A 24,892-nucleotide genomic window follows, 5' to 3' on the forward strand; every position below is an offset into this window, starting at 1 on the left:
GCTGAGGAGGAGGAGCCTCGACGTGACGGCCGATATCGAGATCAGGAATGTGAGCAAGCATTTCGGCGCCATGACGGTGCTGGATGATCTGTCTCTGTCCATCAAGGCACGCGAATTCATCGTCTTTCTCGGACCCTCCGGCTGCGGGAAATCGACGCTTCTGCGCATGATCGCGGGCCTCGAAACTGTCGATACCGGCGAGATAGCCATCAACAACGAACGTATCGATCATCTGCCGCCGGGCAAGCGCGGCATTGCCATGGTGTTCCAGTCCTATGCGCTTTATCCGCATATGAGCGTGCGCGACAACATGGCATTCGGACTCGAAAATATCGGCATGCCGCGCGACGTCATCGATGCGCGCATAAAGGAGAGCGCCCGCATCCTCGAGATGGAGCACCTGCTCGAGCGCAAGCCGGGCCAGCTCTCCGGCGGCCAGCGGCAGCGCGTCGCCATCGGCCGTGCGATCGTCAAGGAGCCGAAGGCCTTCCTGTTCGACGAGCCGCTCTCCAATCTCGATGCGGCATTGCGGACCCGTACCCGCATCGAGCTTGCCCAACTGCACCAGCGCCTGCAATCGACGATGATCTTCGTCACCCACGACCAGGTTGAGGCGATGACGCTCGCCGACCGTATTGTCGTCATGAACAATCGCAAGATCGAGCAGATCGGCTCTCCCATGGAAATCTACGACCGCCCCGCGACCAAATTCGTCGCAGGCTTCGTCGGCGCGCCGGCAATGAATTTTGTCGAGGCGACGCTCGACAGATCGAGCCGGAACGCCACGGCCAGGTTTGCGGACGGCATATCGGTTCAGACCGAGATCGCCTCCGACCAGATGATCGATGGCAAATACACTTTCGGCATCCGTTCGGAAGACGTGCGCATCGTTCCCGCCGGGCAGGGCAATGCCGATGGCGTGGTCGATGTGCTTGAGCGGCTCGGCGAACGCACCTTGGTCTACGCCCGGCTTGGCGACGGCCAGCAGATCGTCGGCTCGGATGTCGGCAACAGCCGCGTCGCGGTCGGCGACAAGGTCGGGCTCGCATTCGACGGCCGGAAATCGCATCTGTTCGGCGAGACCGGTCGCGCCTGGCACGCGAGGGAGGTCTGACATGGACGACCGACGGGCGACGCCGCGCAACGCGCCTCCGGCCGCCGGCGCCAGAGCTGCAAGCATCGATATCTACGCGCCGCAATGGCGAAACTTCATTTTCGTGGCGCCATTCCTGTTCTTCTTCACGACGCTCCTGCTGGTCCCGCTGTTCTGGGGAATGTGGCTGAGCTTCCACAAGGCCGACACGTTCTCATCCGGAAACTTCGTCGGTTTCGGCAACTATATCAGGCTGTTTCACGACAAGGTGTTCCTGCAATCGGTCTGGAATACCTTCTACTTCGTGCTTCTGACGGTGCCGACCCTGGCGCTGATCGGTCTTTTTCTCGCGCTTTGCCTCAACCGGCGCACGCGCACCGCCGCGGTGCTGCGGACCCTGTTCTTTTCTTCCTCCGTGCTGTCGGTCACGATCGTCACGCTGATCTGGCGCATCGTGTTCATTCCGAATGTCGGCCTTCTGTCGACGATCTACGGATGGTTCGGCGCAACCGCCCCGGCTTTCATTTCCGATCCTAGCCTGGCGATGATCGGCATCGCCATTGCCACCGTCTGGTGGTGCATCGGCCTGCCGATGATGCTCTTTCTCTCCGCCCTCCAGCAGATTCCGCAGGATATTTACGAAGCGGCAGCCCTGGACAATGCCAATCGCTGGCAGACGTTACGCTCGATTACGCTGCCGTCGATCAAACGCACCTTCGTCCTGGTGGTCATCGTCCAGATCGTGCTGCAGTTCCAGCTGTTCGGCCAGGCCTGGCTGATGACACGCGGCGGTCCGAACAACCTGACTAAGCCGATCGTGCTCTACATCTATGACACCGCGTTCCGCCGCTGGGATCTCGGCATGGGCGCCGCGGCTTCGGAGGTCCTGTTCATCCTCATCCTGATGGCGGCCATGGCCCAGTACCTGGTCACGCGCAACAAGGCAGGTCAGACATGAGGGCTCCAGCCATTTCCATCAAGGGACGCACATTCGGCGACCGCGTGTTGCTGGCTCTGGTCATCCTGCTTTCCCTGGTCATGGTCGCGCCGGTCCTGTGGGTTATCGGCCTGTCGCTCAAGGAAAATGCCGAGCTGATGGCAAATCCGAATTCGGTGTTTCAGGCGCCCTATACGCTCAAGAACTACATCAACACCATCGGCACCTCGTCGGTGTTCGTCTGGGTGCTCAACAGCATCATCGTCTCCGGAGGATTGACGCTCGGAACGCTGATCCTGTCATCGCTTGCCGGCTATGGCTTTGCACGGCTGAATTTCCCCGGCCGAAACGCCCTGTTCGTGATCGTCCTCTTCGGCCTGGCGGTTCCGGAACAGGCCGTGCTTGTCGCCCGCCATCAGATCTTCAGCATGCTGAACTTCCACAACACTTATCACGGGCTCATTCTCCCGGGCCTGTCGGCTTCTTTCGGCGTCTTCCTGATGACCCAGTATTTCAAGGCCATCCCGAAGGAGCTGGACGAAGCCGCCATGCTGGACAATGCCAGCCGGTTCAGGACGTTCTGGAAGGTTCTTTTGCCGCTCACGGTGCCCGCCCAGGCAACACTGGGCATCTTCACCTTCCTCGGCGCGTGGAACGACTACTTGTGGCCGCTGATCTCGGCAACCAAGAAGGATATGTACACGCTGACGGTCGGCATGGCCTCGACACAGACCAATTTCGCCCAGTCCGAAGGCATCGGCTTCTTGATGGCGCAGGCGGTGTTCGCCGGCGCGCCGATCCTGATCGTCTACCTGTTTTTCCAGAAATACATCGTCACGGCCGTCTCGGGCGCCGCGGTGCGATGACGAGATTGCCTGACGGCGGGCGTCGTAGCGATCGAAGCATGAAGCCAGTCCAGCGTGGAGTGGCGCAGACTCAGTAGGAGGAACTGATATGAAAATGAAGAAAGTCCTGTTTGCAGCGGTCTCGGCAGGCGTGCTGATGCTCGCAAGCCCGAGCCTTGCAGCGACGGAATTGACCGTGCAGCGCTTTTTCGGTGCCTGCGATGCCGATTTCGGCACCAACACCGATGTCGCCAAGGCAGTAGGCGAATGCGGCATCATCACCTCGCTGATCAACAAGTTCAACGCCGACAACCCCGATGTCCACGTCAGCGTCAGCACTGTGGAATGGCCGGGCTATGACCAGCTGACCGCGCAGTTCGCTTCGGGCGAGGCTCCCGACATCGTCACGATTCATGAATCCGCGCTTTCGGATTACCAGTCCAAGGGGCTGTTGATGCCGCTTGACGATCTGTTGAAGTCCGTCGGCGTCACACCCGATTCCTTCACGGACGCGGCGCGCAACGGCGCCACTAAGGACGGCAAGATCTATGGCCTGCCGATCGACAGCTGGACGATGCTCTATCACATCAACATGGATCTCTTCAAACAGGCTGGCCTCGTCACTGCCGACGGCACGCCGATCCTTCCGACGTCGCCCGAGGAGCTGCTCGCCCAGGCCGAACAGTTCAAGCAGAAGACCGGCAAGCCCTACTTCGTTCAGAACCTGGCCAATGAGACCGCGCTCTACACGCGCAATCTCTACACCTATCTCTTCCAGCAGAATTCCGATTTCTTCGCCGATCCAAAGCATGTGAAGCTGAACACGCCGGAAGCCAAGAAGGTCGTCGAGATGTACAAGGCGATCTTCGACAAGGACTACACTACCAAGGACCTCGACTATGGCGGCGCCATCAACGCCTTCCTTGCCGGTGGAGGTGGCGTGCAGCTCAATGGCACGTGGGTCGTCGGCGACAACAACGCCCAGTCCGAAACCAAGGGCACGGCCCTCAACAAGGGCGGCTATGCAGTCTACCCGTATCCGCAGCTATTTGCCGGCGCCCATGCGCAATATGCCGATGGCCACACCTGGGCAGTCTCGCAGAAGGACCGCACACCCGAACAGACCGCGGCTATCGGCAAGTTCCTGAAGTTCTTCGCCGACCATGACTTCGATTGGTCGCGCACCGGCCACCTGCCGGCCTACAAAGCCATCATCGCCTCGGACGCTTTCAAGGCGCTGCCGCATCGCAATACCATCGCCGCGGTCGCCGATCTCGGCAGGCCGCTGCCGTCTGCGGTACAGCGCCAGTTCGCGATCCAGGACATCGTGGGCGAAGAGATGAGCGCTGCAATCACCGGCCAGAAGGACGTCGATGCCGCGCTTGCCGACATGGAAAGCCGCGTCAACGAATTGCTCGCCAACATTTGACTGCAGGTTTCTCGAAAACGCTCTCGATGCCCGCGGCTGAAGGCCGTCGCGGGCATTCTTGGTCAATGAAGCAGCACCGCTTCTTCGGACCGTGCGGAAATTTTCAGGCCACATCCCGCCGATTTGGCTTGCGATCGTCAGCCGCGAACACCGCGCTCGCCTCGCTGACGATCGAGACATGGTCCCTGGCGGCCTTGCCCGCAGCCATGCTGTCTCCGCGCATGATTGCGGTGACGATCAGGTCGTGTTCCTGCCAGGATTTGGCCAGCCGTCCGGGCAGCATGAACTGGGCGCGGCGGAAGGGTGCCAACCGGCTGCGGGTCATCACGGTGAGTTCGTGGATATGCGCATTGTGGGCGCCACGATAAAGCCGGCTATGAAACTCGGTGTTGAAATACTCATAGTCCTCCTCGGCGCCCAGCTGCACCATCCGCGCCGAAGCCTGGTGCTCGATCTCGAGCCCGCGACGCTCGCTGCTGGTCATGCGCTCGGCCGAGAAGCGCGCGCAGATCGCTTCCAGCTCGGCCATGCTCTCGAACATCGAGGCGAGATGTTCCTGCGTCACGACGGCAACGATAGCGCCTCTGTTGGGCCGCCTCTCGACCAGGCCCATGGCGCTGAGCTGGCCGAGCGCCTCCCTGACAGGGGTGCGTGATACGTCGAAGCGAGCGGCGAGCGCGGTCTCGTCCAGCTTTTCGCCCGGACGCAGGTAGCCGGTGACGATCCGGTCGCCGATCGCCCGAACCATCTGATCCACGGTCGTGCCCGACCTGATCAAGCTGCGCTTCCCCGACAATTTTCCTCCGTCGCGTCTTCTCGTGGAGTCGGCCGACTCGTTGGCCTTTCGACTCAGGCATGCCCTCTATGCCTCTATTTTAATCTGTCTGTCAAATTGGCTACTTTCAAGGCAAAAAGTGCATGCAATTGCCTCCGGCATAGGCATAAGCCTCCGATCTGATAACTGATTTTATTGGATAAATTCCAAGACATAAACTGGCACGGCGGTTGCATGCACTTTCTTGGACGGCATGTTAACCGACCCGGAAAAGGGTCCCAAAGGGGAGCATTCACTATGACCGACAGATTCATGCTTAACCGCCGCCAACTGCTCAAGACCTCAGCCGCGGGAGCCGCGCTCGGCCTGGCCTCGGCATCCTTTCCGATCAGCCGTGCCTTCGCCGCCGCCGCCACTGTCGGCTTCATCTATGTCGGCCCAAAGGACGACTACGGCTACAACCAGGCGCATGCTGAGGGGGCGGCCGCGCTGAAGGGCATCGAAGGCATCTCCGTCGTCGAGGAGGAAAACGTTCCCGAGACGGTCGACGTCCAGAAGACGATGGAATCGATGATCAACCTCGACGGCGCCTCGCTGATCTTCCCGACCTCCTTCGGCTATTTCGATCCGCACATGCTGGCCATGTGCGCGAAATTCCCCGACGTGCAGTTTCGCCATTGCGGCGGCATGTGGGACAAGGCGAAGCACCCGATGAATGCCGGCTCCTATTTCGGCTATATCGGCATGGGCCAGTACCTGAACGGCGTCGTCGCCGGCCACACATCGAAGTCGAAGAAGCTAGGATTCCTCGCCGCCAAGCCCATTCCGCAGGTGCTGCTCAACATCAACTCCTTCCTGCTCGGCGCGCGCTCGGTCGATCCGTCGATCACCTGCCAGGTCATCTTCACCGGCGAATGGTCGCTGGCGGTGAAGGAAGCGGAAGCCACCAACGCGCTGGTCGACCAGGGCGCCGACGTCATCACTTGCCATGTCGACAGCCCGAAAGTGGTGGTCGAGACGGCCGCGGGCCGCGGCGCCTTCGTCTGTGGCTACCACGCCAACCAGAGCCCGCTGGCGCCGGAAAAATACCTCACCGGCGCCGAGTGGAACTGGGCCAAGGTCTACAAGATGTTCGTCGACGATCTCATCGCCGGCACGCCGCTACCCAATTTCACCCGCGGTGGACTGGCCGACGGCTTCGTCAAGATGAGCCCGCTCGGTCCCGCCGTCGGCGAGCCGGCCCGCAAGCAATTCGACGCCACCCTGGCCGAAATGATGAAGGGCGGCTTCTCCGTCATCAAGGGCCCGCTGAAGAGCAACAAGGGCGCCGTCGTGGCGACGGAGGGCCAGGCCTTCGTCGAGACCGCCATCGAGCTCGAAAGCATGGACTATCTCGTCGAGGGCGTCGTCGGCTCGACCGCCTGAAGCCGAGCGGAGACGGGGACGATGGCGGATACGGTCAGCAGTGCGGAGGCGCCGGCCATGCTCGGCGCCAAGGGATATCCGGCGGCGCTGGAATGGATCGCGCGGCGGGCGGAGGCTTTCGTCATTCCGCTCGCGGCACTTGTCGCCGGCATGGTGCTGTTCAGCCTGTTCATCGCCCTGGTCGGCAAGTCCCCGGTCCTGCTTTACGAGACCATGTGGCGGGGCGGCTTCGGCTCGTGGTTCTCCATCCAGAATTCGCTGTCGCGGGCCGCACCGCTGCTGCTGGCGGCGCTGTGCGTGGCACTGCCGGCGCGGCTCGGCCTCGTCGTCATCGGCGGCGAGGGCGCCATCGTGCTCGGTGGCGTCAGCGCAGCTGCCATAGGCGTGATGCTGAGCGGCGCGCCTTCCTTCATCGTCATTCTTGCCATGGGCGTGGCGGGCCTGGCCGCCGGCGGCATCTGGATCGGTGCCGTCGGCGCGCTCCGCCACTACCGGGCCGTCAACGAGACCATTTCCAGCCTGCTGATGGCCTACATCGCCATCGCCTTGATGAACCAGCTGGTGGAAGGGCCGCTGCGCGACCCGGCCTCGCTCAACAAGCCCTCGACCCAGCCGCTCGCCGACATCTACCGCGTCGGCAACATTCCGGGCATGGAGGTGCATTGGGGGCTTGCCGTCGGCGTCGTCGCCTGCGTGCTCTCCTGGGTGCTGATCGAAAAGACCCGCTGGGGCTTTGCCGCCCGCATTGCCGGCGGCAATGTCAGGGCAGCGCAGGTGCAGGGGCTGGCCGTCGGACCGCTCATCGTCGGCTTTACCGCGCTTGCGGGCGGCTTTGCCGGTCTTGCCGGCATGCTGGAAGTCGCAGCCGTGCAAGGCAGCGCCAACGGTTCGCTCGCCGCCGGCTATGGCTACACCGGCATCCTTGTCGCCTTCCTCGCCCGCCATAACCCGCTGGCCATCATCCCGGTTGCCATCCTGCTCGGCGGCATCGACGCGTCCGGCGGTCTGATCCAGCGCCGCATGGACCTGCCCGACGCCACCGTGCTGGTGCTGCAAGGCATGCTGTTCATCGTCATCCTGCTCAGCGAAACCTTGTACGGCCGCTTCAAGGCCTTCAATCCCGATTTGTGGCGGAGGGCCTCGTGATGGATGCGACCGGGATCGGCCTCTGCGGCGTGCCGCTCGCCATCCTCGGCGGCGCGATCCGCGTATCGACGCCCTTTATCTTCGTTTCGCTGGGCGAGGCCATCACCGAGCGCTCCGGCCGCATCAATCTGGGGCTGGAAGGCACGCTCGTCTTCGGCGCCATGACCGCATATGCGGTCGCGGTCATGACCAGCTCGCCATGGCTCGGCCTGCTGGCCGCCGCGGCCGCCGGCCTTTGCTTCGGCCTGTTCCATGGCTGGATCTGCAAGTTCCCGAAAGTCAACGACATTGCCATCGGCATCGCGCTGATGCTGTTCGGCTCGGGGCTCGCCTTCTTCTTCGGCAAGCCGTTCATCAAGCCGAAAGCGCCCAATCTTCCGGCCATTCCCTTCGGCGCCTGGTCCGACATTCCGCAGGTGCAGGCGGCACTCGACGTTAACGTCCTGTTCCTGATCGGTGCGGTGCTTTCGCTGGTCCTGTGGTGGGCCTTCCGCAATACCCGCGCTGGCCTCATCGTGCGCGTCGTCGGCGACAGTTCCGATGCCGCGCGCGCCATGGGCCTCAACCCGAACACAGTGCGCCTCATCGCCACCGGCGTCGGCGGCGCTTTGGCCGGCATCGGCGGCGCCTATCTGTCGCTCTACTATCCCGGCAGCTGGACCGAGCGCATCTCGTCCGGTCAGGGGCTGATGGCGGTGGCGCTGGTCATCTTCGCGCGCTGGAATCCGCTCGGCTGCTTTGCCGCCGCGCTTCTGTTCGGCGGCGCTGGAGCGCTCGGACCGGCGCTGCAGTCGGTCGGCGTCACGCAAGGCTACTATTTGTTCTACGCCGCCCCCTACATCCTCACCCTCATCATCATGATCGCCACCTCGTCGCCGACACGCTCGCTAGCGGGCGCGCCGGGCGAATTGTCGATCACCAGATAGCTGGAGTTTTTGCCATGAACGCCAGAGCCGAAATCACCCAGCGCTATATCGACGCCGACCCGTATCCATGGCCCTATAATGGCGAGCTTCGCCCCGACAATACGGCGTTGATCGTCATCGACATGCAGACCGATTTCTGCGGGCCGGGCGGCTATGTCGATCATATGGGATACGACCTGTCGCTGGTGCGCGCGCCGATCGAGCCGATCAAGTCCGTGCTGTCGGCCATGCGCGCGAAAGGCTACACCATTATCCACACCCGCGAGGGCCACCGGCCCGACCTCGCCGACCTGCCCGCCAACAAGCGTTGGCGCTCGCGCCGCATCAATGCCGGCATTGGCGACCCCGGCCCCTGCGGGCGCATCCTGGTGCGCGGCGAGCCGGGTTGGGACATTATCCCCGACCTCTACCCGATCGACGGCGAGCCGATCATCGACAAGCCCGGCAAGGGCTCCTTCTGCGCCACCGACCTGGAGCTGATCCTCAACCAGCGCGGCATCGAAAACATTGTGCTGACCGGCATTACCACCGATGTCTGCGTGCACACCACCATGCGCGAGGCCAACGACCGCGGCTTCGAATGCGTGATGCTGGAGGACTGCTGCGGCGCGACCGACTACGGCAATCATCTTGCCGCGATCAAGATGATCAAGATGCAGGGCGGCGTCTTCGGCGCGGTGTCGAGCTCGGCGTCCTTCGTCGCCCAGCTGCCGTAAGGAAACCAGGATGAGCGCGATCACCGGCAACAAGGCCGTCGGCGTCGAGACCATCGGCATGACCATGCGTTTCGGCGCCTTCACGGCGTTGGGCGACGTCTCCATCAAGGTGCCGGCCGGATCGTTCCACGCGCTGCTTGGCGAAAACGGCGCCGGCAAGTCGACGCTGGTCAAATGCATGATGGGTTTTTATCACCCGACCGCCGGCGACATCCTCGTCGACGGCCGCGAGGTCGCGATCGCCAGCCCCAAGGACGCCTCGGCGCTCGGCCTAGGCATGGTCTACCAGCATTTCACGCTTGTCCCCTCGCTGACCGGCGCCGAGAATCTGGTCATTTCGCGTGAGAAGGTTCCCGGCGTGATCGACTGGCGCAAGGAGCACGGCGAGCTTGCCGCGTTCATGGATCGAATGCCGTTCAAGCTGCCGCTCGACGTCAAGGTGGCCGAGCTCGCTGCCGGCGAGAAGCAGAAGCTGGAGATCGTCAAGCAGCTTTATCTCGGCCGCTCCTTCCTGGTGCTGGACGAGCCGACTTCCGTGCTCACCCCCGGCGAGGCGCAGGAAGTGCTTGGCCTGGTGCGCGCCATGACCAGGGCCGGCGACCTGACGGTGCTGATGATCTCGCACAAATTCCATGAGGTGACGGCATTCGCCGACGACGTCAGCGTGCTGCGCAAGGGCAGGCTGACCGGCACTGGCCGCGTCGTCGACCTCGACCGCAAAGCCATGGCGGCGATGATGATCGGCGACCAGCCGATCGCGGCCCTCGACAGCCGCGCCGAGCCCAGGCCGGACGCCGAGATCGTGCTCAAGGTCAAGGCACTGAAGGCGCCGGACCGCACCGGGCTGAAGTCGATCCGGATCGAGGATCTCGGCGTGCGCTCCGGCGAGATTGTCGGCATCGCCGGCATTTCCGGCAACGGCCAGAAGGAATTGCTCGAAGTGTTGGCCGGGCAGCGCCCCCGCGATGCCGGCGAGGTCATGGTGCGCGGCGCCGCCTATGCGGCAACGCGGGCCGAGGCGCGCGCTCTCAATGTGCGGCTCATTCCCGAGGAGCCGCTGAAGAATGCCTGCGCGCCGAAAATGACGGTGGCCGAAAACATTTCTTTCCGCACCTTCGACATCGACGCCAACGGCAAACCGGTGAGCTGGATCAGTGCCGGCGCCATCAGGGCATTCAGCGCCAGGCTGGTCGAGCAGTTCAAGGTCAAGACCGCATCCCTTGCCTCGCCGATCGCCTCGCTGTCGGGCGGCAATGTGCAGCGCGCCGTGCTTGCCCGCGAGCTCACCGGCAAGGTCGACCTTCTGATCGTCTCCAATCCATGCTTCGGCCTCGACTTCTCGGCCGTGGCCGAAATCCGCGCCCGCATCATGAAGGCGCGCAATGCCGGTGCCGCCGTGCTTCTGATGTCGGAGGATCTCGACGAACTGCTCGAGCTCTCGGACCGCATCTTCGTCATGTCGGACGGTGCGCTGGTCTACGAGACGCCGATCGCGCAGGCCAGTGTCCAGACCATCGGCGAGCACATGGCGGGACATCACTAATGGCGGAAATCGCAGCGCAGCCATTTCCGTTCGCTTTCAAGCCGCGGACTATGGCGCTGGTCGTCATCGACATGCAACGCGACTTCGCCGAGCCCGGCGGCTTCGGCGCCAGCCTCGGCAATGACGTCAGCCGGGTGACCGCGATCGTGCCGACGGTGAAGCGATTGATCGACGGCTTTCGCGCCGCAGGCCTTCCGGTGATCCACACGATGGAGTGCCACCGGCCCGACCTTTCCGACCTGCCGCCGGCCAAGCGCAATCGCGGCAATCCGTCGGTTCGTATCGGCGATGCCGGGCCGATGGGCCGCGTGCTGATCGCCGGCGAGCCGGGCACCGCGATCCTCGACGAGCTTGCGCCGCTGCCCGGCGAGATCGTTATCGAGAAGCCGGGCAAGGGCGCCTTCTATGCGACCTCCTTCGGCGATGACCTGAAAAGGCTCGGCGCCGAGCAGCTCGTCTTTGCCGGCGTCACCACCGAAGTCTGCGTGCAGACGACGATGCGCGAGGCCAACGATCGCGGCTATGAGTGCCTGCTCGCCGAGGACGCCACGGAAAGTTATTTTCCCGAGTTCAAGGCGGCGGCGATCGCCATGATCAGGGCGCAGGGCGCCATCGTCGGCTGGACGGCGACGACCGACCAGGTGCTCGAGGGAATTGCCAATGCCTAATCTTGCCTTTGCCGGCCTGCTCGACGGCGGCTGGCGCGATCTGGCGTTCGAGTCTTTCCGCGACGGCATCGGCGTGCACTGGCTGCTGCAGGGCGGGCCGGTCGAGCCGTCCGTCGCGATCCTGAAATACCGGCCGGGCGCCAGCGTGCCGCGCCATCGCCATGTCGGGCTGGAGACCATCGTCGTGCTGGAAGGCACCCAGAGCGACGAGAACGGCGACTATCCTGCCGGCAGCGTGATCCTCAATCCGGTCGGAACCGAGCATTCGGTGTGGACGAAGGACGGCTGTGTCGTGCTGATCCAATGGGACCTGCCGGTGATCATTCTGGGGGAGACGAAATGAGTGATGTCCACTTCGACATAGCGAGCCTGCGCGCCGCCTATCGTGGAGGTGTCGGCGTTGGCGATGTGATCGCGGCGATTTATGCCCGCATCGAGGCTGCCGACGATCCGGGCATCTTCATCCATCTCGCCGCCAGGGCGGATCTGCTTGCCGCGGCCGAAGCGCTCGGCCCGTTCGACCCGGTGGCAAAACCGCTGTGGGGCATTCCCTTCGCCGTCAAGGACAACATTGACGTCGCCGGCATGCCGACGACGGCGGCTTGCGCGCAATACACCTACTGGCCCGACAAGGACGCCACCGTGGTGGCGCGGCTCAAGGCCGCCGGCGCGCTGGTCGTGGGCAAGACCAATCTCGACCAGTTCGCCACCGGCCTCGTTGGTGTGCGCACGCCCTGGCCGATCCCGCGCAACGCCATCGACGCGGAGCTGGTGCCGGGCGGCTCCTCCTCCGGGTCGGCGGTGGCGACGGCGCGCGGCATCGTCTCCTTCGCGCTTGGCACCGACACCGCCGGCTCCGGCCGCATCCCGGCTGGCCTCAACAACATCGTCGGGCTGAAGCCGACCGTCGGTGCGTTGTCGACGGGCGGCGTCGTTCCGGCCTGCCGCACGCTCGACTGCGTGTCGGTGTTCGCGCTGACCGTCGACGACGCCCATGCAGTGTTCTGCGTCGCGGCGGCGCGCGATGCGGCCGATCCTTATTCGCGCGACATCGCCGTCCGGCCGCTCGCCGCGCGCCCGCCTGTGCCGAGCGTCGGCATCCCGGCAAGAGCCGACCGGAAATTCTTCGGCGATGCGGCGATGCAGGGCGGCTTCGAGGCCTCGCTCGCCATGCTGTCGCGGCTCGGCTGCCGGCTGATCGAAATCCCGTTCGGCGATTTCTACGCCACCGCCAACCTGCTCTATGAGGGTGCCTGGGTGGCCGAACGCTATGCTGCGATCCGCGATTTCATGGAAGCCAACGAAGCCGCTATGCATCCGGTGACGAGCAGGATCATCGGCGGCGCCAGGAAGCTGTCGGCGGCGGACGCCTTCCGCGGCCTCTATGCCTTGCAGGCCTACAAGGCCAAGCTCGCCCCGCTCATCGCCTCGGTCGACCTGTTCTGCGTGCCGACCGCGCCGACGCATTACACCACCGCCGCCGTGCTCGCCGATCCGGTCGAGATCAACAGCCGGCTCGGCACCTACACAAATTTCGTCAACCTGCTCGACATGTGCGGCATCGCCGTGCCGACCGGCACGCGCGATGACGGCCTGCCGATGAGCGTGACACTGCTTGCGGCCGCCGGACTGGACGGCCTTGTGGCGTCCGTCGCGCGCGATCTCCATGCCGCGAGCGGTCTCACACTCGGCGCGACCGGTTGGGGGCAGCCGAGCGTGCAGCCTGTCGGCGCATTGGCCGAAGACGGCACGATCGAATTGGTGGTGGTCGGCGCTCACCTCTCGGGAATGCCGCTCAATGGCCAGCTCAAGCAGGCCGGCGCCCGGTTCTGCCGGGCGATGAGGACGGCTTCTTCATACAAGCTTTACCAGCTCGCCGGCCAAGCCACGCCCAAGCCCGGACTGGTCCGTGTGGAGAGCGGCGGCACTGCGATCGATGTCGAGGTCTGGCGGCTGCCTGCCGAGGCCTTCGGCCACTTCGTGGCCGCCATCCCGCCGCCGCTGGGCATTGGCAACATAGAGCTTGACGACGGCAGCAGCGCCAAAGGCTTCCTGGTGGAATCCGTGGGCTTGCTGGGCGCTTCCGACATCTCGTCATTCGGCGGCTGGCGCCGCTTTCTGTCAGATCGCGTTCCCGTTTGAGTGCGTCGTCAACGGGTTCCGCGAACTGCTTTGCATGGAATCAGTGCCGGGCACGTCGTCCCAACGATGACGAAGAGGGTGCCGCTCAACGATTGCTATTAGGCGCTGCTGCCGACAGTCCAGAACCCGACGCGTACTGATGCCAGACGTCGAGCACCGCGGCAACGATTGCCGAGCCTCGGCGTACCGGGACAGGCGGGCGTGCATCAAGTTTGGAAGCAAGCCCAGAAACACGCATTGCAGGAGACGGAGTTGGTCGGAACCTACGAACGGCCAGCATGAGGTCGGCGGCATTGGTCGCCGCCTTCACAGCTGCCGCTTTCACAATGCAATCTGGGCAAGCGGTTTTCGGGCGGGGCCGTGGATGACCGAGCCGTCGGCGGCAAAGATCGAGCCGTGGCAGGGACAATCCCAGGTGCGGTCAGCATTATTCCAGGATACGGTGCAGCCTTTGTGGGTGCAGGTCGCCGAAACCGCCCGGAGTGCTCCTTCGGTGTCTCTCCACGCCGCAATCTTTTCGTCTCCCCTGACGATCACGCCACCCATGCCGGGCGCGATATCGTGCGTGCTCGAGACGATCGATTGACTGCGGCCATTCTTGTGGAAGTCCTCGGGATAGGGCCGCGCCGGATCGTAGAGTTGTTGCCATCGGCTTGGGCGGCCGCAGATCAGGTCGGCGATCATCGTGCCCGCGACCGTTCCGTTGGTGATGCCCCAGGCGTTGAAACCCGTGGCAATGTGGAAGCCGGCCGCCTTGGTGGGATCGGGTTCGCCGGCGTATGGGATCCTGTCGGCCGTGTCATAGTCCTCATTGCACCAGCGCCACGCAACGTCACCGACGGGAAGGTTCTTTCTCGCCCATTTTTCCAGTTCGATGAACCGCCGCGCCACGTCGCCATCCCAGCCAGTGTTGAATTTGGGGCCGAGCGCGACCAGCAGTGGACCTTCGGCGTCACGGCCCGTGCGGATGGAATGCGTCGGATCGTCGATGCCGATGAACATGCCGTCGACAGGGCGGGGATCATCGATCCGAAAGGCCATGGCGGTGTGGCAGCGCGGTTGCGTCCGGTTCGCCATGCCGACGGGACTCTTCACCGTCATGTTGGTGGCCACGATGACGTCCCCGGCATCAACGGCGCCGCCATCGGTGACGACGCGCCAGCGGCTTGCCTCGTCGATCGAGGTGGCGCGGCTGTTTTCGAAAATACGACCACCATGGGCTGTCACCGCTGCCGCCAAGCCAATCAGATACATCGTTGGATTGAACTGCGCCTGGTCGGGGAACCGTAATGCTGCGGTCGTTTCGAAAGGCAGCGGCGCGCGATCGAGGAGATCGGCCTCCAGCCCGACCTGGCGCGCGGCCTCCGCCTCGGCCACGACCTCCGCGCGCCGGCTTTCACTGCACGTGTAGGTATAGGCGTCCTTGCTCTCGAGATCGCAGGCGATGGCGTGGTTGTTGACCCAATCGCGGATTTGTTGGGCGCCAGCGGAATTCGCGTCGGCGTAGTCCTGGGCCAACTCCAGGCCGACAGTGTCGATGAGATGACGATAGATCAGGGCATGCTGCGTGGTGATCTTGGCCGTCGAGCGGCCGGTGACCTGGCCGCCTGTCCGCAGGCCTTCGAGGACGACCACCGATTGGCCCGCTTCGCAAAGACGAAGCGCCGTCGTCAGGCCGACAATTCCGGCTCCCACGACAACGGCGTCCGCACGGAGCGAACCTTCGAACCGGGGAAAGTTCGTGGCGGTGGCTGCCGCAACCCAACAGCTTCCCGGTTTTCCTAAGAGAATGGCCATTTCAACCGCGTCCCTCGCGTCTCGATGCGCTTCCATCGACAACCGGGCCGGCGGAGGAACGTTCCCGGGGTTCGTCGCTTTCATTCGATCGCTCGCCACCCCTGGCCAAAAAAGCACCGGGAAGGTGCGAGGTGCAGGCCATCACCCAAGTGATCGCCTCGCGGTCGTATTCGTCGCCCGAGCGCCAGTCCTCGAAGAAGGCGTTCAGCCTGTCGATACGCCCTGGCCAGATACCGGCGGCCTGCAGGCCGAGTGAAACGCCGTAATTGGTAAAGGCGAACTTGGTATCGCCCAGCCATGGGGCGCGGCTGAAATAGCCGGGCGGGTCGACCCACATCGTTTCCAGCGTTCGCAGCGAACGCCTCGTCTGCGCCTCTGCCCACGGCTCGTCGGGAAAGAAATGGGCGAGCCACAGCATCATGCCCAGGCCGAGGTCCTGCTCGATGTCGAGGGTGCGCCAATCCCGCTCCATCAGGTCGCGCATTTGCGCGATCTCGACCGCTAGTGCGTCCTCACCGAGCATCCGGTAAGAGACGTAACCGTCATAGGCATCCATGCTGCCGAGACCGTAGCCAGGATATGGACTGCTCAGATCCTCCTGCATCTTCCAGATCACGCCGCGGCCGGGGATCACAAAGGCTGGGTGAATGTCACGCGCCAGCGCAATGCCCCGCTTGCGGTATTCCGGCTTCAGATCGCCGAGACGCGCCAAGGCGAACAGCCACATCGCCAGATAATGGAAATACTGGCCGTCGCGATCCGCCGCCTCGCCGATCCTCAATCCGCGCCGGCGGCCGAGCACACGCTCGACATCGGCCACCAGCCGGTCGGCCGCGCCCAGCCAGCGCTCTTCGCCAGTTTCTGTGTAGAGCGAGACATAGAGCACGACGCCGAATGCATCGGTCCAAAGATACCGCAAGCCGTTGGGCCAGATGCCTTCGGCGCGCAGCCAATCGAGTTTTCGCAGGACATAGTCGACGTCATGCAACATTGAGCCAAAGTCCTAAAACTGGCGGAACTGGCCGGTATTCGGCACCGCGCGACTGCGAGCATGCCGAATTTCGAGCTCTCCTCGGTCCGTTGATCTGGCCAGATATCGCGAAACGATCTGATCGGCGGCGGGTTCCTTGGCCGCTTTGCCCGCCGACCGGATATCCTCGTCCTGATCACGAGTTTCGGGTCCAGGCACTCATAGCGGGATGTGCGAGGTTGCCAGGCGTTTCGATCGGGGAGGCAAAGTTGCGACGCCGCCAAATCCGAATTGAGGCTGGCGAGGCCGCAGCCGAGCGCGGTTCTCAGCGCTTACGCCGCTCAACCCCGAACGACTTCAGCTAAGCAAAGCCTAGTGCTAACTACCTGTTATGCAATGAGAAATTGGCGCACCCGACAAGATTCGAACTTGTGACCTCTGCCTTCGGAGGCCGATTTAGCCAGTCTTTTCAATAGCTTCTGTTTCTACGATATCGTTCGCTAAGCTACTACGACGACTGACTTTTTGTCGACCCAAAAACCGAAGCCAGTATCCTACCGCAGGCCGGAGTTTCCGTCCGGGTGCTTCCGTGGTGCTTCCGCGGGATCACTTCGACAGAACCCTGAGGTGTGCGATGGCTAAGCTGAACAAACGAACCGTGGATCAAGCGGGACCGGGAAAGTCGGACTACTTCCTTTGGGATGATGAGTTGCCTGGCTTTGGGCTGCGCGTGTTTTCATCCGGTAAGCGCAGCTACCTCGTGCAATATCGAGCTAAAGGTCGGACCCGCCGATTCACCATCGGTCCCCACGGGGTCTGGGCACCAGATGCGGCCCGAAAGGAGGCCCGCATATTGATCGGTCGGATCGCGCAAGGCGACAATCCTGCGGAAACGAAACTTCTCGACGCCAAAACGATTACCGTCAGAGAGCTTTGCACCCGATATTTGGCTGATTGTGAAGCCGGACTTGTACCTGGCAAAGGCGGTCGCCCCAAGAAGCCGTCGACTATGGAGATCGACCGTAGCCGTATAAAGCGCCACATCCTTCCGCTCCTCGGGAACCGGAGAGTGACCGAGATCACCATGGCAGACATTGCCAAATTTCTGCGCGACGTTGCCAACGGCAAGACCCGAACCGACATCAAAACGAAGAAGCGTGGCCGAGCGATCGTTCGCGGAGGCATTGGCACCGGCTCGCGCGGCGTCGGTCTTCTCGGCAGCATCTTCTCCTATGCAGTTAGAGAAGGGATCATCGAAAAGAATCCGGTTCACGGCTTTCGTAAGCCAAAAGATCGCGTCCGTGACCGTCGCCTGACCGAGCGTGAGTATAGAGCGTTAGGCAAGATTCTCGCGGACGCCGCTCTCGACCCGCAGTTTTCAACGGCCACGAAAATGGTTCGAGCCCTCGCTATGACAGGATGTCGACGAGGCGAGATCATCAATCTTCGAATGGGCGAGATCGATGTTCAGCGCAGTTGCATCAGGCTTGAGGACTCCAAGGAAGGTGCGTCGACTCGGGCTATCGGCCTGCCTGTGGTCGAGTTGCTCAAGCCACTATTGTCCGGCGATGAGGCTGATTTTGTTTTTCCTGGCACGGAGGAAGGGAAGCCATTGGTCGGCTTCCCCAAGCTATGGCAAAAGCTCGTCAAAGACACACCGCTTGAAAGCGTGACACCCCACGTGCTTCGTCACAGCTTCGCGAGCGTGGCAAACGATCTCGGCTTTACCGAGTCGACCATAGCTGCATTGGTGGGACATTCTCGCGGAACGATCACAAGCCGCTACATCCACACGGTAGACACTGCGCTCGTAATGGCAGGTGACACAGTCGCTAGCTACATTCAGGCTTTGCTCGATGGAGCGAAGTTCGAGCGCGCAAATTATGCGCTCGATCACAGTGCGCGCAAGGATGCCATGCGGAAGTTCTTGACGACGGCTGTAGGGTCCACCGGTACTAAGATGTCGTGACGGTGCAATTGCGCAACATCTTACGAGTTGGTTGTCGCTTTGCGTACATGCACTTCGTGACAGGGACCCAGAGGTCGCCTCCCGAGGCATTATCTTTGCTCGATTCGACCTCGTCGCGATTCGAGCGTTGGAAAGAACGCCGTGACGATGCCTCAACATTTGAAATGTCTTGCTGGATGGGCACGGGGAGCCGCGACCCGAAGACGTAATTGACAAGGACGGCCAGGTCGTAGGGACTTGGTCACGTGTCGAAGACGTCTTCTACAGTTTCACCTCAAAGGGAGCAGCGGAACACCTCCTCTCTCGCCGTTCACTAAGCCGGGATTGTCGGAATTTGGTCAGCCTCTAACCGCGACCTTGCCTTGAGCAGCCGTGAGGGCGGCCATCAAGGCCACTTCTTCGTCACCGTGGCTGGCCTGACGCAGCGCCGCGTCAGGAAACGGCCACTGCAACGAAAAGCGATTGTCCTTGCCTTTCGATGCGGAACAAGATGGGCTTTTTCTGCTGGCGGGATTTGGTCCACTCTTGCTGGATATCAGAAGGCTGCGTCACGTTGCGGTTGTTGGCCGAGATGATGACGTCCCCAGGCCGAAGGCCGTTCTCCGCGGCGAGGCTATTTGGCGCCACTTCCTGGATGAAGACTCCGGTCGTACCCGGCTGGAGACCGAGTTGTTGACGCGCTTCGTCAGGAATGGGGCTGAGCGACAATCCGAGCGGTTGGTCCGCCGCTTCCGGACTCGGAACTGCACCGGTCTGCACCTCCTCGTTCTTGCGTTGACCCACAGTGAGCTCCACCTCCTGCTGGGAGCCGCCGCGGTTCCTTGTCAACGTCGCTTTCGACCCTGGCTTTTCGTTCGCTGCCGCCAATGTCAAGTCATGGACGCCCTGGATATCTTTGCCGTTGAACCGGGTGATCACGTCCCCCGATTGCAAGCCGGCCTTCTCCGCCGGACTGCCGGGCTCGACCGAGGCGACCAGCGCTCCCTTGGTGCTTGATATGCCAAGTGACTGGGCAAGCGGCGGCGTCACCTCCTGGAGACGCACTCCGATGAACCCGCGCTCGATGCGGCCGGTGCGGATCAGCTGATCAGCAACGCTTCGTGCAGTTCGGGAGGGCACGGCGAACCCGATGCCTATGCTGCCGCCGGACGGAGAGACGATGGCCGTGTTGACCCCGATCACTTCGCCGCGCGCGTTAAACAGAGGGCCGCCGGAATTGCCTCTATTAATCGAGGCGTCTGTCTGAAGGAAATCGTCGTAAGGGCCGGCTTGGATGTCGCGCGAGCGGGCGGAAAGAACGCCGACGGTAACGGTTCCCCCGAGCCCGAAGGGACTGCCAATCGCGATCGTCCAGGCCCCCGGCTGCATTGCGTCAGAGTCACCCCAGGCGGTGGCCGTCATGTTGGGGCGTGGATCGACCTTCAGCACCGCAATGTCGGTCGCTGGATCGCGGCCCACAAGTCGCGCGGGCGAAGTCTCCCTATCGGAGAATACGACGTGGATTTCGGTGGAGTCGGCCACGACATGATTGTTGGTGACGATGTAGCCCTCGGGACTGACCACGAAGCCGGAGCCAAGAGCTTCTCGCACCTGCGGCTGGGCAGGCCCGCGGCTGTCGAAGGGGTTGAGAAAGTCGTCGAGCATCGTTTGGTCCTGGATGATCTGCCTCGTCGTGATCGCGACCACGGCCGGCAGTTTCTGACGCACGATTGCGCTGAAGTCGTTCGGAATTTCCTGTGCTGAAACGGGAGCAAAGCCGGCAGCCGTGAGCATCAAAATTCCTGCGACGAAGCCAATGCAAAGTCGCTTCCCGGAAATGTAAGACATGATTGGTTCTCCTGCCCGACCGCCCTGGCGCTGCTGCGCGAACCCAAGAACTGACATTCACGCCGATTGTTTCACCGGTTTGAAAAAATGTTTATGGTGGGCTGAACTGCGGGGATGTGGCCTTGCGGGGCCATTGAAATTTGCTCGAAACTCTCCAAAATTTCAGCTGGTGGAAATCGCGAGAGAGCCACCAAACATGACGTCAACAGAGGAGACTGTTCAAAGCGGAGAACTATCGATGGAAGGAGCCATTTCGACGAGTTTTCCCCCGATCGGGCCCGTGGGCTCTGATGCTTTTCTTGACCGGTTACTCCATCCGGCACGGCATTTCGAGCGACCCCAGGACGTGCTGACCGACGTGACGCTGGACGTCCAGGAGAAGCGTGCAATCCTTTCGTCATGGGCATCGGACGCATGTGCAGTGGAATCGGTGCCGGCGCTGCACATGCCGCCGGGAGCAACCGAACCGGTCAGCTTCGATGCCATCATGGATGCGTTGCGCCAATTGGATCAGTTGGAGAAGCTTCCCGGCACCGGTCGCGGTCGTGAGATCGACAGCATTGCGGTCACCAGTCTTGCAGCATCCGTCGATTTGAGTGGAGCGCAGCCACGCTCTTCATCCGAGGCATCCGCCCGCCGGCGAGGATTCGCTGGCGGGGATAGACGTGTTCTCTCAGCGACCATTCATCTGGCTGAAAATTTTCCTATAGGCCCCTTGAACGTGTAAATCACTGTTATAAATGTTGATCACCGGCCGCCACATGGGGCCGGCACAAGTCCAGGAGGCGCCAAGGCTCTTGGCGTCTCGTTGTATCCATGTTGCTCGAAGGAGGATGTGGCTATGAGGACAAACCTCGATTTCACCCCTTTGTTCCGGTCCAGCATCGGCTTCGACCGGATTTTGAACATGCTGGAAAATGCGAGCCGTGTCACTGCGATAGACAATTGGCCGCCCTATGACATCGCCAAGGCTGGTGAGGACGCCTATCGCATCACCATGGCGGTTGCCGGCTTCTCGCAGGAACAGCTGACTATCACTCATCAACCTAACCTGCTGGTTGTGAGCGGGTCGCAATCTAGCGATGATGACGGCCAGTATCTCTATCGCGGCATTGCCGGGCGTGCCTTCGAGCGTCGGTTCGAACTGGCCGACCATGTGCAAGTCGTCGGCGCCAGCTTGGACAATGGGCTGCTGAACATCGATCTCAAGCGCGAGCTTCCCGAAGAGATGAAACCGCGCCGGATCGCCTTAGCAGGCAGTCCGGCAAAGGCAGCGCCGCGGCAGATCGACGCCGAAAAGAACGCTGCCTGAAGTCAGAGTGAATCAGAAGCGACAGGCACCGGTAATCGCCCGGTGCCGCGCGGTTGAACGTGGAGGTGAATAACCATGAACGTGCGTGACCTTATTCCGTGGGGCCGCAACAGCAACAACCAGGCCCCTAGCATCTATAGCGGTGGCGACCCGTTCCTGTCGCTTCACCGCGAGGTAAACAGGCTCTTTGATGATATGTTGAGGAGCTTCGAGACGCGCTTGCCTGCTGTGGGACAGCTTTCGCCCTTCGATGGGGGCTGGCCGAAGGTGGAGATTTCGGAGTCGGACAACGAGCTTCGCGTCACCGCCGAGGTTCCCGGCATGGAAGAGAAGGACATCGAAGTCCTGCTCGACGAAGATGTGCTGACTCTGCGTGGCGAAAAGCGGTCGGAAACCGAGGAGAAGGATTACTCCGAGCGCTTCTACGGTCGCTTCGAGCGGCGCATACCCCTCGGCTACGAGGTCGAGGACGACAAGGTCAAGGCGTCCTTTGCCAATGGCGTCCTGATCCTGACGCTGCCGAAGAACCCGAACGCGCAGTCGAAGGTGAAGCGCATCCCGATCACCCACTGACGCATGGACCAAGTCGGAGGCGGCAGCCCGCTGCCTCCGGCGCATCCTTCGCCAAAAATGGGAGGGATGAGTGATGCAGAAGCAAGAAAGAAAAGTCACACCAGTCGTAGAAAATCTCGGACCGGCAAACGAGAAACGCGGGCGAGCGCCGTCGCTCGGGCGATCCGAGTTCCCGCGTGATGCCGTCGCGCGGATCTACAAGCCTTGCCGCTCAGTCATGACCTCAAGCCGTGCGCGGCCGAAAGGGTGGCGGCTGTTGTTCGAGCGGCGTACTGCGCCGGTCATTGAACCGCTGATGGGCTACACCGCAAGTGGTGACACGCTGACCCAGGTGGAGCTCGATTTTCCAACGGCTCAGGCGGCCATCGACTATGCCGAACGGCAGGGGCTTGCCTACGCTGTTCAAGGAAGCCCGGCGGCCGAAAAGTCCAGTGTCGAATCGTCTGACGCGGACAACCCGCTGCAGGCCGGCGCAGACGTTGTCTGGAACCGCCTCCAGTTGGCTTTGCTGCAAAGCAGCCACGGCGCAGTTTCGCAGGCGCCGCATTATGGACCGGCGCTGACGGACCCGGAGGCGCTTTATGCATCGCCGATGGACGTGGTCGTCGATCCTCTTCTGACAGCCGACGAGAAACGCGCAATCCTGCGAAACTGGGCGTGGAACGAGTATCTGGTCGATCTCGCCACGGCCGAGGGGATGCCGGAAAACGCGCGTCCGACGCGGCTGGACGAAGTGGAATTGGCCCTGCTCGCGCTGGAGCCAGTTACGGCAGCGAACCTGGCCGTTTCTATTCCTGAACAGAAGCAGAAGGCAATGTGAGGGTCGTCATGGATCGGCTGACTGTGCTCGATTGTGAAAATACGGTGCCGAACCGTTTCGCACTGGCCGTCGCCGTGGCGGGGCGCGCTCGTGCGCTCAGCCGGGGTGCTGAGCGCCTGACCGACGAAGCGACGGCGCCCGTCGAACTCGCCCTGCGCGAGATCGCCGGCAACCGCTTCCAGCTCGACGAGATCAAGTCCTTTGTTCTGGCCGGTCGGTTCCGCGCGATGGCTGGGTACGGCCCGGCCGACGAAGAAAGCTTCGCGGTGGCTAAGGTCAATCCATGGCTGCCGCACCCGCCGTCGCTCAGAGGGCGGCGCACTCACCATGTCAGGAAAGGAGGATGAGCAATGGAGAAATGGCTGAAAACTGAAAGTCGTCCGGCGATCGATATCGTCAATGTGATCGCCGGCATAGCGCTGGTACTGTCGCCTTGGTATTTTGGATTTGCGGCTGAAACCTATGCGGCCTGGAACGCCTGGATCGCCGGTGCGGTGATTGCCCTGATCGCCGTGGGTGCGCTGGTTGCGTTCCATGCCTATGAGGAATGGGCAAACCTGGTGGTTGGGCTGTGGACGCTGATCTCGCCCTGGGCCCTCGGTTTCTCGGCCCTGACAACGGCCATGTGGGTACATGTGGTCGTGGGAGTGATCGTAGCGGCCTTGGCTGCCGGAAGCCTCTGGTTCTTCGGCGACCGTCCGCTTTCAACGGCCTGACCAGCATCTCTGGCGGGCCCGGAGATCCGGGCCCGCTTTTTTCAACCGCTACGGGTGCGGTCTGCCGTTGTAGGCGTTGCGGCCAGGTACATCGGCAGCCGAAACACAGGCCGCTTTTTTCACCGACGTGTGTTGAGCCTGATCTCGCCCTGCATTTGCAGTTCCTCATTTCCTGTGCTTGGCGCGCGGGGAAGAAAGAGATGAACGCTTGTTCCCTCGCCGACCGCACTCTCGATCCTAACATGCCCCCCGGACTGCTTGATGAAGCCGTAAACCTGGCTAAGCCCAAGTCCGGTTCCCCGGCCATCGGCCTTGGTCGTAAAGAACGGCTCAAACACGTGGGCCAGGACCTCCTTGCTCATCCCGCAACCCGTATCGCTGACCGTGACCCGAACAAAAGAGGCAGCCGGAGCGGGCACGTCTTCGATGTTGCCGGGAGTACCGCTGGTCTCGATCGCCAGCGTGCCCCGGCCGGCCATCGCGTCCTTGGCATTCACAGCCAGGTTCAGGATGGCGACGTCTAGCTGATTGGCATCGACAACGACGGGGCCAAGTGCCGGATCCAGCTCAAGCCTGATGCTGATCCCGTTCCCCAGCGTCCGCTCCAGCAGCATCGTGACGGCTTCGATACGTCCATTCAGGTCAATTGTCTCCGGATACAGCGACTGTGCGCGAGAGAACGCGAGCAATTGCTGCGTCAGCGCACTGCCGTTTTGCGTTCGTTTGAGCAACTCTTCGATCAGCATCGCCGCGTTCGGATTCGCAGGATTCTCGCGCAGCTGCTTCTGAAGCAGTCGCAGCCCCGATTCGAACACCGCGAGCAGATTGTTGATGTCGTGAACGATGCCGGCAGCGAGCCGGCCGATCGCTTCGAGCTTTTGCGATTGACGCCGACGCTCCTGCTGCGCGCGTTGCGCGGAGACGTCGCGAAGACTGGCAAGCAGCGCCGGCCTACCGTCCCAGCTAAGTTCAACCGTCCGTATTTCCACTTCGGCTGGTGCTCGATTGGGTCTGTGGACGGTGATTTCCGTGGTTTCACCCGATATGACCGGCCGGCCGAGGGGGATGTGGACGAGATCGGCAGCCGGATAACCGAAGATCGCGGCGGCCGCCGGATTTGCATAAAGCACCGTTCCCGACAGATCGACAACCAGAACCCCGTCGGCCGTGGTTTCGATCAGCCGTCGAAAGTCGAGTTGGCTGATGCCCGTCAGATTTGCGTCGCCGTGTTGGTCGGAGATTTCGGCTGCGCCGCACGCCATC

Annotated in this window: 24 protein-coding genes; 19 read left to right on the forward strand and 5 right to left on the reverse strand. The window is 62.4% G+C overall.

Translation table 11 applies throughout. The features are described 5' to 3' along the window. Positions 1 to 22: 22 nt before the first annotated feature. From LB538_RS18685 to LB538_RS18700, 4 genes are all read left to right on the forward strand, one after another. On the forward strand, positions 23 to 1,114 hold the full coding sequence (locus LB538_RS18685; protein WP_224525855.1) for an ABC transporter ATP-binding protein: 1,092 nt from the start codon (positions 23 to 25) through the stop codon (positions 1,112 to 1,114). 1 nt (position 1,115) lies between these two features. Next, positions 1,116 to 2,051: a carbohydrate ABC transporter permease gene (locus LB538_RS18690; RefSeq protein WP_224525851.1), complete on the forward strand. Its 936-nt coding sequence runs from the start codon at positions 1,116 to 1,118 to the stop codon at positions 2,049 to 2,051. Continuing rightward, a complete protein-coding gene (locus LB538_RS18695) occupies positions 2,048 to 2,896 on the forward strand; it encodes a carbohydrate ABC transporter permease (protein ID WP_224525849.1) in 849 nt (282 codons plus the stop codon). The genes LB538_RS18690 and LB538_RS18695 overlap by 4 nt, the downstream gene beginning before the upstream one ends. A 94-nt stretch (positions 2,897 to 2,990) precedes the next feature. After that, entirely contained in the window at positions 2,991 to 4,304 is a 1,314-nt protein-coding gene (locus tag LB538_RS18700) for an ABC transporter substrate-binding protein (RefSeq protein WP_411909037.1), read from the forward strand. 103 nt (positions 4,305 to 4,407) lie between these two features. Here the strand turns inward: LB538_RS18700 and LB538_RS18705 are convergent, their stop codons facing one another. Then, entirely contained in the window at positions 4,408 to 5,052 is a 645-nt protein-coding gene (locus tag LB538_RS18705) for a GntR family transcriptional regulator (protein ID WP_224526221.1), read from the reverse strand. Positions 5,053 to 5,376: 324 nt separating this feature from the next. Here LB538_RS18705 and LB538_RS18710 point away from each other — a divergent pair, with 324 nt between their 5' ends. The 8 genes from LB538_RS18710 to atzF are packed head-to-tail and all read left to right on the forward strand — an operon-like array spanning position 5,377 to position 13,645. Beyond that, on the forward strand, positions 5,377 to 6,504 hold the full coding sequence (locus tag LB538_RS18710) for a BMP family ABC transporter substrate-binding protein (protein ID WP_224525843.1): 1,128 nt from the start codon (positions 5,377 to 5,379) through the stop codon (positions 6,502 to 6,504). A 57-nt stretch (positions 6,505 to 6,561) separates the two neighbouring features. Continuing rightward, positions 6,562 to 7,650 (forward strand): ABC transporter permease, encoded by a 1,089-nt coding sequence (locus tag LB538_RS18715; protein ID WP_224526218.1) that lies wholly within the window; start codon positions 6,562 to 6,564, stop codon positions 7,648 to 7,650. Beyond that, positions 7,650 to 8,576 carry an ABC transporter permease gene (locus LB538_RS18720; protein WP_224525841.1) on the forward strand — a complete coding sequence of 309 codons (927 nt, stop codon included), beginning with the start codon at positions 7,650 to 7,652 and terminating at the stop codon, positions 8,574 to 8,576. Before LB538_RS18715 ends, LB538_RS18720 begins: the two co-directional genes overlap by 1 nt. A 14-nt stretch (positions 8,577 to 8,590) precedes the next feature. Continuing rightward, entirely contained in the window at positions 8,591 to 9,292 is a 702-nt protein-coding gene (locus tag LB538_RS18725; protein WP_224525839.1) for a cysteine hydrolase family protein, read from the forward strand. A gap of 10 nt (positions 9,293 to 9,302) precedes the next feature. After that, positions 9,303 to 10,835 carry an ABC transporter ATP-binding protein gene (locus tag LB538_RS18730; protein ID WP_224525837.1) on the forward strand — a complete coding sequence of 511 codons (1,533 nt, stop codon included), beginning with the start codon at positions 9,303 to 9,305 and terminating at the stop codon, positions 10,833 to 10,835. Continuing rightward, complete coding sequence (locus tag LB538_RS18735) at positions 10,835 to 11,503, forward strand: cysteine hydrolase family protein (protein WP_140655605.1); 669 nt, start codon at positions 10,835 to 10,837, stop codon at positions 11,501 to 11,503. Before LB538_RS18730 ends, LB538_RS18735 begins: the two co-directional genes overlap by 1 nt. Next, on the forward strand, positions 11,496 to 11,846 hold the full coding sequence (locus LB538_RS18740) for a cupin domain-containing protein (protein WP_224525835.1): 351 nt from the start codon (positions 11,496 to 11,498) through the stop codon (positions 11,844 to 11,846). Before LB538_RS18735 ends, LB538_RS18740 begins: the two co-directional genes overlap by 8 nt. Next, positions 11,843 to 13,645, forward strand: a complete 1,803-nt coding sequence (gene atzF / locus LB538_RS18745; RefSeq protein WP_224525832.1) for an allophanate hydrolase — start codon at positions 11,843 to 11,845, stop codon at positions 13,643 to 13,645. Before LB538_RS18740 ends, atzF begins: the two co-directional genes overlap by 4 nt. 321 nt (positions 13,646 to 13,966) lie before the next feature. On the opposite strand, the gene LB538_RS18750 is transcribed toward atzF, so the two are convergent. Next, complete coding sequence (locus LB538_RS18750; protein ID WP_224525829.1) at positions 13,967 to 15,442, reverse strand: FAD-dependent oxidoreductase; 1,476 nt, start codon at positions 15,440 to 15,442, stop codon at positions 13,967 to 13,969. A gap of 1 nt (position 15,443) precedes the next feature. Then, positions 15,444 to 16,433, reverse strand: coding sequence for a hypothetical protein (locus LB538_RS18755; protein WP_224525826.1), 990 nt, complete (start codon positions 16,431 to 16,433; stop codon positions 15,444 to 15,446). A gap of 613 nt (positions 16,434 to 17,046) precedes the next feature. Here LB538_RS18755 and LB538_RS18760 point away from each other — a divergent pair. Then, complete coding sequence (locus tag LB538_RS18760) at positions 17,047 to 18,381, forward strand: tyrosine-type recombinase/integrase (protein WP_224525824.1); 1,335 nt, start codon at positions 17,047 to 17,049, stop codon at positions 18,379 to 18,381. Positions 18,382 to 18,813: 432 nt separating this feature from the next. On the opposite strand, the gene LB538_RS18765 is transcribed toward LB538_RS18760, so the two are convergent. Further along, the gene (locus tag LB538_RS18765) at positions 18,814 to 20,208 is read right to left on the reverse strand and encodes a Do family serine endopeptidase (RefSeq protein WP_224525820.1); all 1,395 of its coding nucleotides are present in this window, start codon (positions 20,206 to 20,208) and stop codon (positions 18,814 to 18,816) included. On the opposite strand from LB538_RS18765, the gene LB538_RS29355 reads away from it, so the two are divergent. The 6 genes from LB538_RS29355 to LB538_RS18795 all read left to right on the forward strand — a co-directional run bounded on the left by LB538_RS29355 (position 20,207) and on the right by LB538_RS18795 (position 23,629). Then, positions 20,207 to 20,935, forward strand: coding sequence for a hypothetical protein (locus LB538_RS29355; protein WP_411909034.1), 729 nt, complete (start codon positions 20,207 to 20,209; stop codon positions 20,933 to 20,935). The genes LB538_RS18765 and LB538_RS29355 overlap by 2 nt on opposite strands. 114 nt (positions 20,936 to 21,049) lie before the next feature. Then, positions 21,050 to 21,520 (forward strand): Hsp20 family protein, encoded by a 471-nt coding sequence (locus LB538_RS18775; protein WP_224525817.1) that lies wholly within the window; start codon positions 21,050 to 21,052, stop codon positions 21,518 to 21,520. Positions 21,521 to 21,595: 75 nt separating this feature from the next. Further along, positions 21,596 to 22,093 (forward strand): Hsp20/alpha crystallin family protein, encoded by a 498-nt coding sequence (locus tag LB538_RS18780; RefSeq protein ID WP_140715330.1) that lies wholly within the window; start codon positions 21,596 to 21,598, stop codon positions 22,091 to 22,093. A 73-nt stretch (positions 22,094 to 22,166) separates the two neighbouring features. Then, positions 22,167 to 22,913 carry an NADH dehydrogenase ubiquinone Fe-S protein 4 gene (locus LB538_RS18785; protein WP_224525814.1) on the forward strand — a complete coding sequence of 249 codons (747 nt, stop codon included), beginning with the start codon at positions 22,167 to 22,169 and terminating at the stop codon, positions 22,911 to 22,913. Between the two features lie 8 nt (positions 22,914 to 22,921). Then, positions 22,922 to 23,260, forward strand: a complete 339-nt coding sequence (locus tag LB538_RS18790) for a DNA-directed RNA polymerase subunit omega (RefSeq protein ID WP_224525810.1) — start codon at positions 22,922 to 22,924, stop codon at positions 23,258 to 23,260. Positions 23,261 to 23,263: 3 nt separating this feature from the next. After that, positions 23,264 to 23,629: an SPW repeat protein gene (locus LB538_RS18795; protein ID WP_140715336.1), complete on the forward strand. Its 366-nt coding sequence runs from the start codon at positions 23,264 to 23,266 to the stop codon at positions 23,627 to 23,629. 119 nt (positions 23,630 to 23,748) lie between these two features. Here LB538_RS18795 and LB538_RS18800 read toward each other — a convergent pair whose 3' ends face one another. Further along, positions 23,749 to 24,891 carry a two-component system sensor histidine kinase NtrB gene (locus LB538_RS18800; RefSeq protein WP_140715338.1) on the reverse strand — a complete coding sequence of 381 codons (1,143 nt, stop codon included), beginning with the start codon at positions 24,889 to 24,891 and terminating at the stop codon, positions 23,749 to 23,751. Between the last annotated feature and the right edge of the window lies 1 nt (position 24,892).

The sequence above is a fragment of the Mesorhizobium sp. Ca11 genome, from assembly GCF_020165275.1.
Lineage (GTDB): Bacteria > Pseudomonadota > Alphaproteobacteria > Rhizobiales > Rhizobiaceae > Mesorhizobium.

Excerpts from the sequence above, each read along its gene's own strand:
- LB538_RS18690 (WP_224525851.1), top strand. The coding sequence starts at position 1,116 with ATGGACGACCGACGGGCGACGCCGCGCAACGCGCCTCCGGCCGCCGGC.
- LB538_RS18695 (WP_224525849.1), top strand. The coding sequence starts at position 2,048 with ATGAGGGCTCCAGCCATTTCCATCAAGGGACGCACATTCGGCGACCGC.
- LB538_RS18700 (WP_411909037.1), top strand. The coding sequence starts at position 2,991 with ATGAAGAAAGTCCTGTTTGCAGCGGTCTCGGCAGGCGTGCTGATGCTC.
- LB538_RS18705 (WP_224526221.1), bottom strand. The coding sequence starts at position 5,052 with ATGGTTCGGGCGATCGGCGACCGGATCGTCACCGGCTACCTGCGTCCG.
- LB538_RS18710 (WP_224525843.1), top strand. The coding sequence starts at position 5,377 with ATGACCGACAGATTCATGCTTAACCGCCGCCAACTGCTCAAGACCTCA.
- LB538_RS18715 (WP_224526218.1), top strand. The coding sequence starts at position 6,562 with ATGCTCGGCGCCAAGGGATATCCGGCGGCGCTGGAATGGATCGCGCGG.
- LB538_RS18720 (WP_224525841.1), top strand. The coding sequence starts at position 7,650 with ATGGATGCGACCGGGATCGGCCTCTGCGGCGTGCCGCTCGCCATCCTC.
- LB538_RS18725 (WP_224525839.1), top strand. The coding sequence starts at position 8,591 with ATGAACGCCAGAGCCGAAATCACCCAGCGCTATATCGACGCCGACCCG.
- LB538_RS18730 (WP_224525837.1), top strand. The coding sequence starts at position 9,303 with ATGAGCGCGATCACCGGCAACAAGGCCGTCGGCGTCGAGACCATCGGC.
- LB538_RS18735 (WP_140655605.1), top strand. The coding sequence starts at position 10,835 with ATGGCGGAAATCGCAGCGCAGCCATTTCCGTTCGCTTTCAAGCCGCGG.
- LB538_RS18740 (WP_224525835.1), top strand. The coding sequence starts at position 11,496 with ATGCCTAATCTTGCCTTTGCCGGCCTGCTCGACGGCGGCTGGCGCGAT.
- atzF (WP_224525832.1), top strand. The coding sequence starts at position 11,843 with ATGAGTGATGTCCACTTCGACATAGCGAGCCTGCGCGCCGCCTATCGT.
- LB538_RS18750 (WP_224525829.1), bottom strand. The coding sequence starts at position 15,442 with ATGGCCATTCTCTTAGGAAAACCGGGAAGCTGTTGGGTTGCGGCAGCC.
- LB538_RS18755 (WP_224525826.1), bottom strand. The coding sequence starts at position 16,433 with ATGTTGCATGACGTCGACTATGTCCTGCGAAAACTCGATTGGCTGCGC.
- LB538_RS18760 (WP_224525824.1), top strand. The coding sequence starts at position 17,047 with ATGGCTAAGCTGAACAAACGAACCGTGGATCAAGCGGGACCGGGAAAG.
- LB538_RS29355 (WP_411909034.1), top strand. The coding sequence starts at position 20,207 with ATGATTGGTTCTCCTGCCCGACCGCCCTGGCGCTGCTGCGCGAACCCA.
- LB538_RS18765 (WP_224525820.1), bottom strand. The coding sequence starts at position 20,208 with ATGTCTTACATTTCCGGGAAGCGACTTTGCATTGGCTTCGTCGCAGGA.
- LB538_RS18775 (WP_224525817.1), top strand. The coding sequence starts at position 21,050 with ATGAGGACAAACCTCGATTTCACCCCTTTGTTCCGGTCCAGCATCGGC.
- LB538_RS18780 (WP_140715330.1), top strand. The coding sequence starts at position 21,596 with ATGAACGTGCGTGACCTTATTCCGTGGGGCCGCAACAGCAACAACCAG.
- LB538_RS18785 (WP_224525814.1), top strand. The coding sequence starts at position 22,167 with ATGCAGAAGCAAGAAAGAAAAGTCACACCAGTCGTAGAAAATCTCGGA.
- LB538_RS18790 (WP_224525810.1), top strand. The coding sequence starts at position 22,922 with ATGGATCGGCTGACTGTGCTCGATTGTGAAAATACGGTGCCGAACCGT.
- LB538_RS18795 (WP_140715336.1), top strand. The coding sequence starts at position 23,264 with ATGGAGAAATGGCTGAAAACTGAAAGTCGTCCGGCGATCGATATCGTC.
- LB538_RS18800 (WP_140715338.1), bottom strand. The coding sequence starts at position 24,891 with ATGGCGTGCGGCGCAGCCGAAATCTCCGACCAACACGGCGACGCAAAT.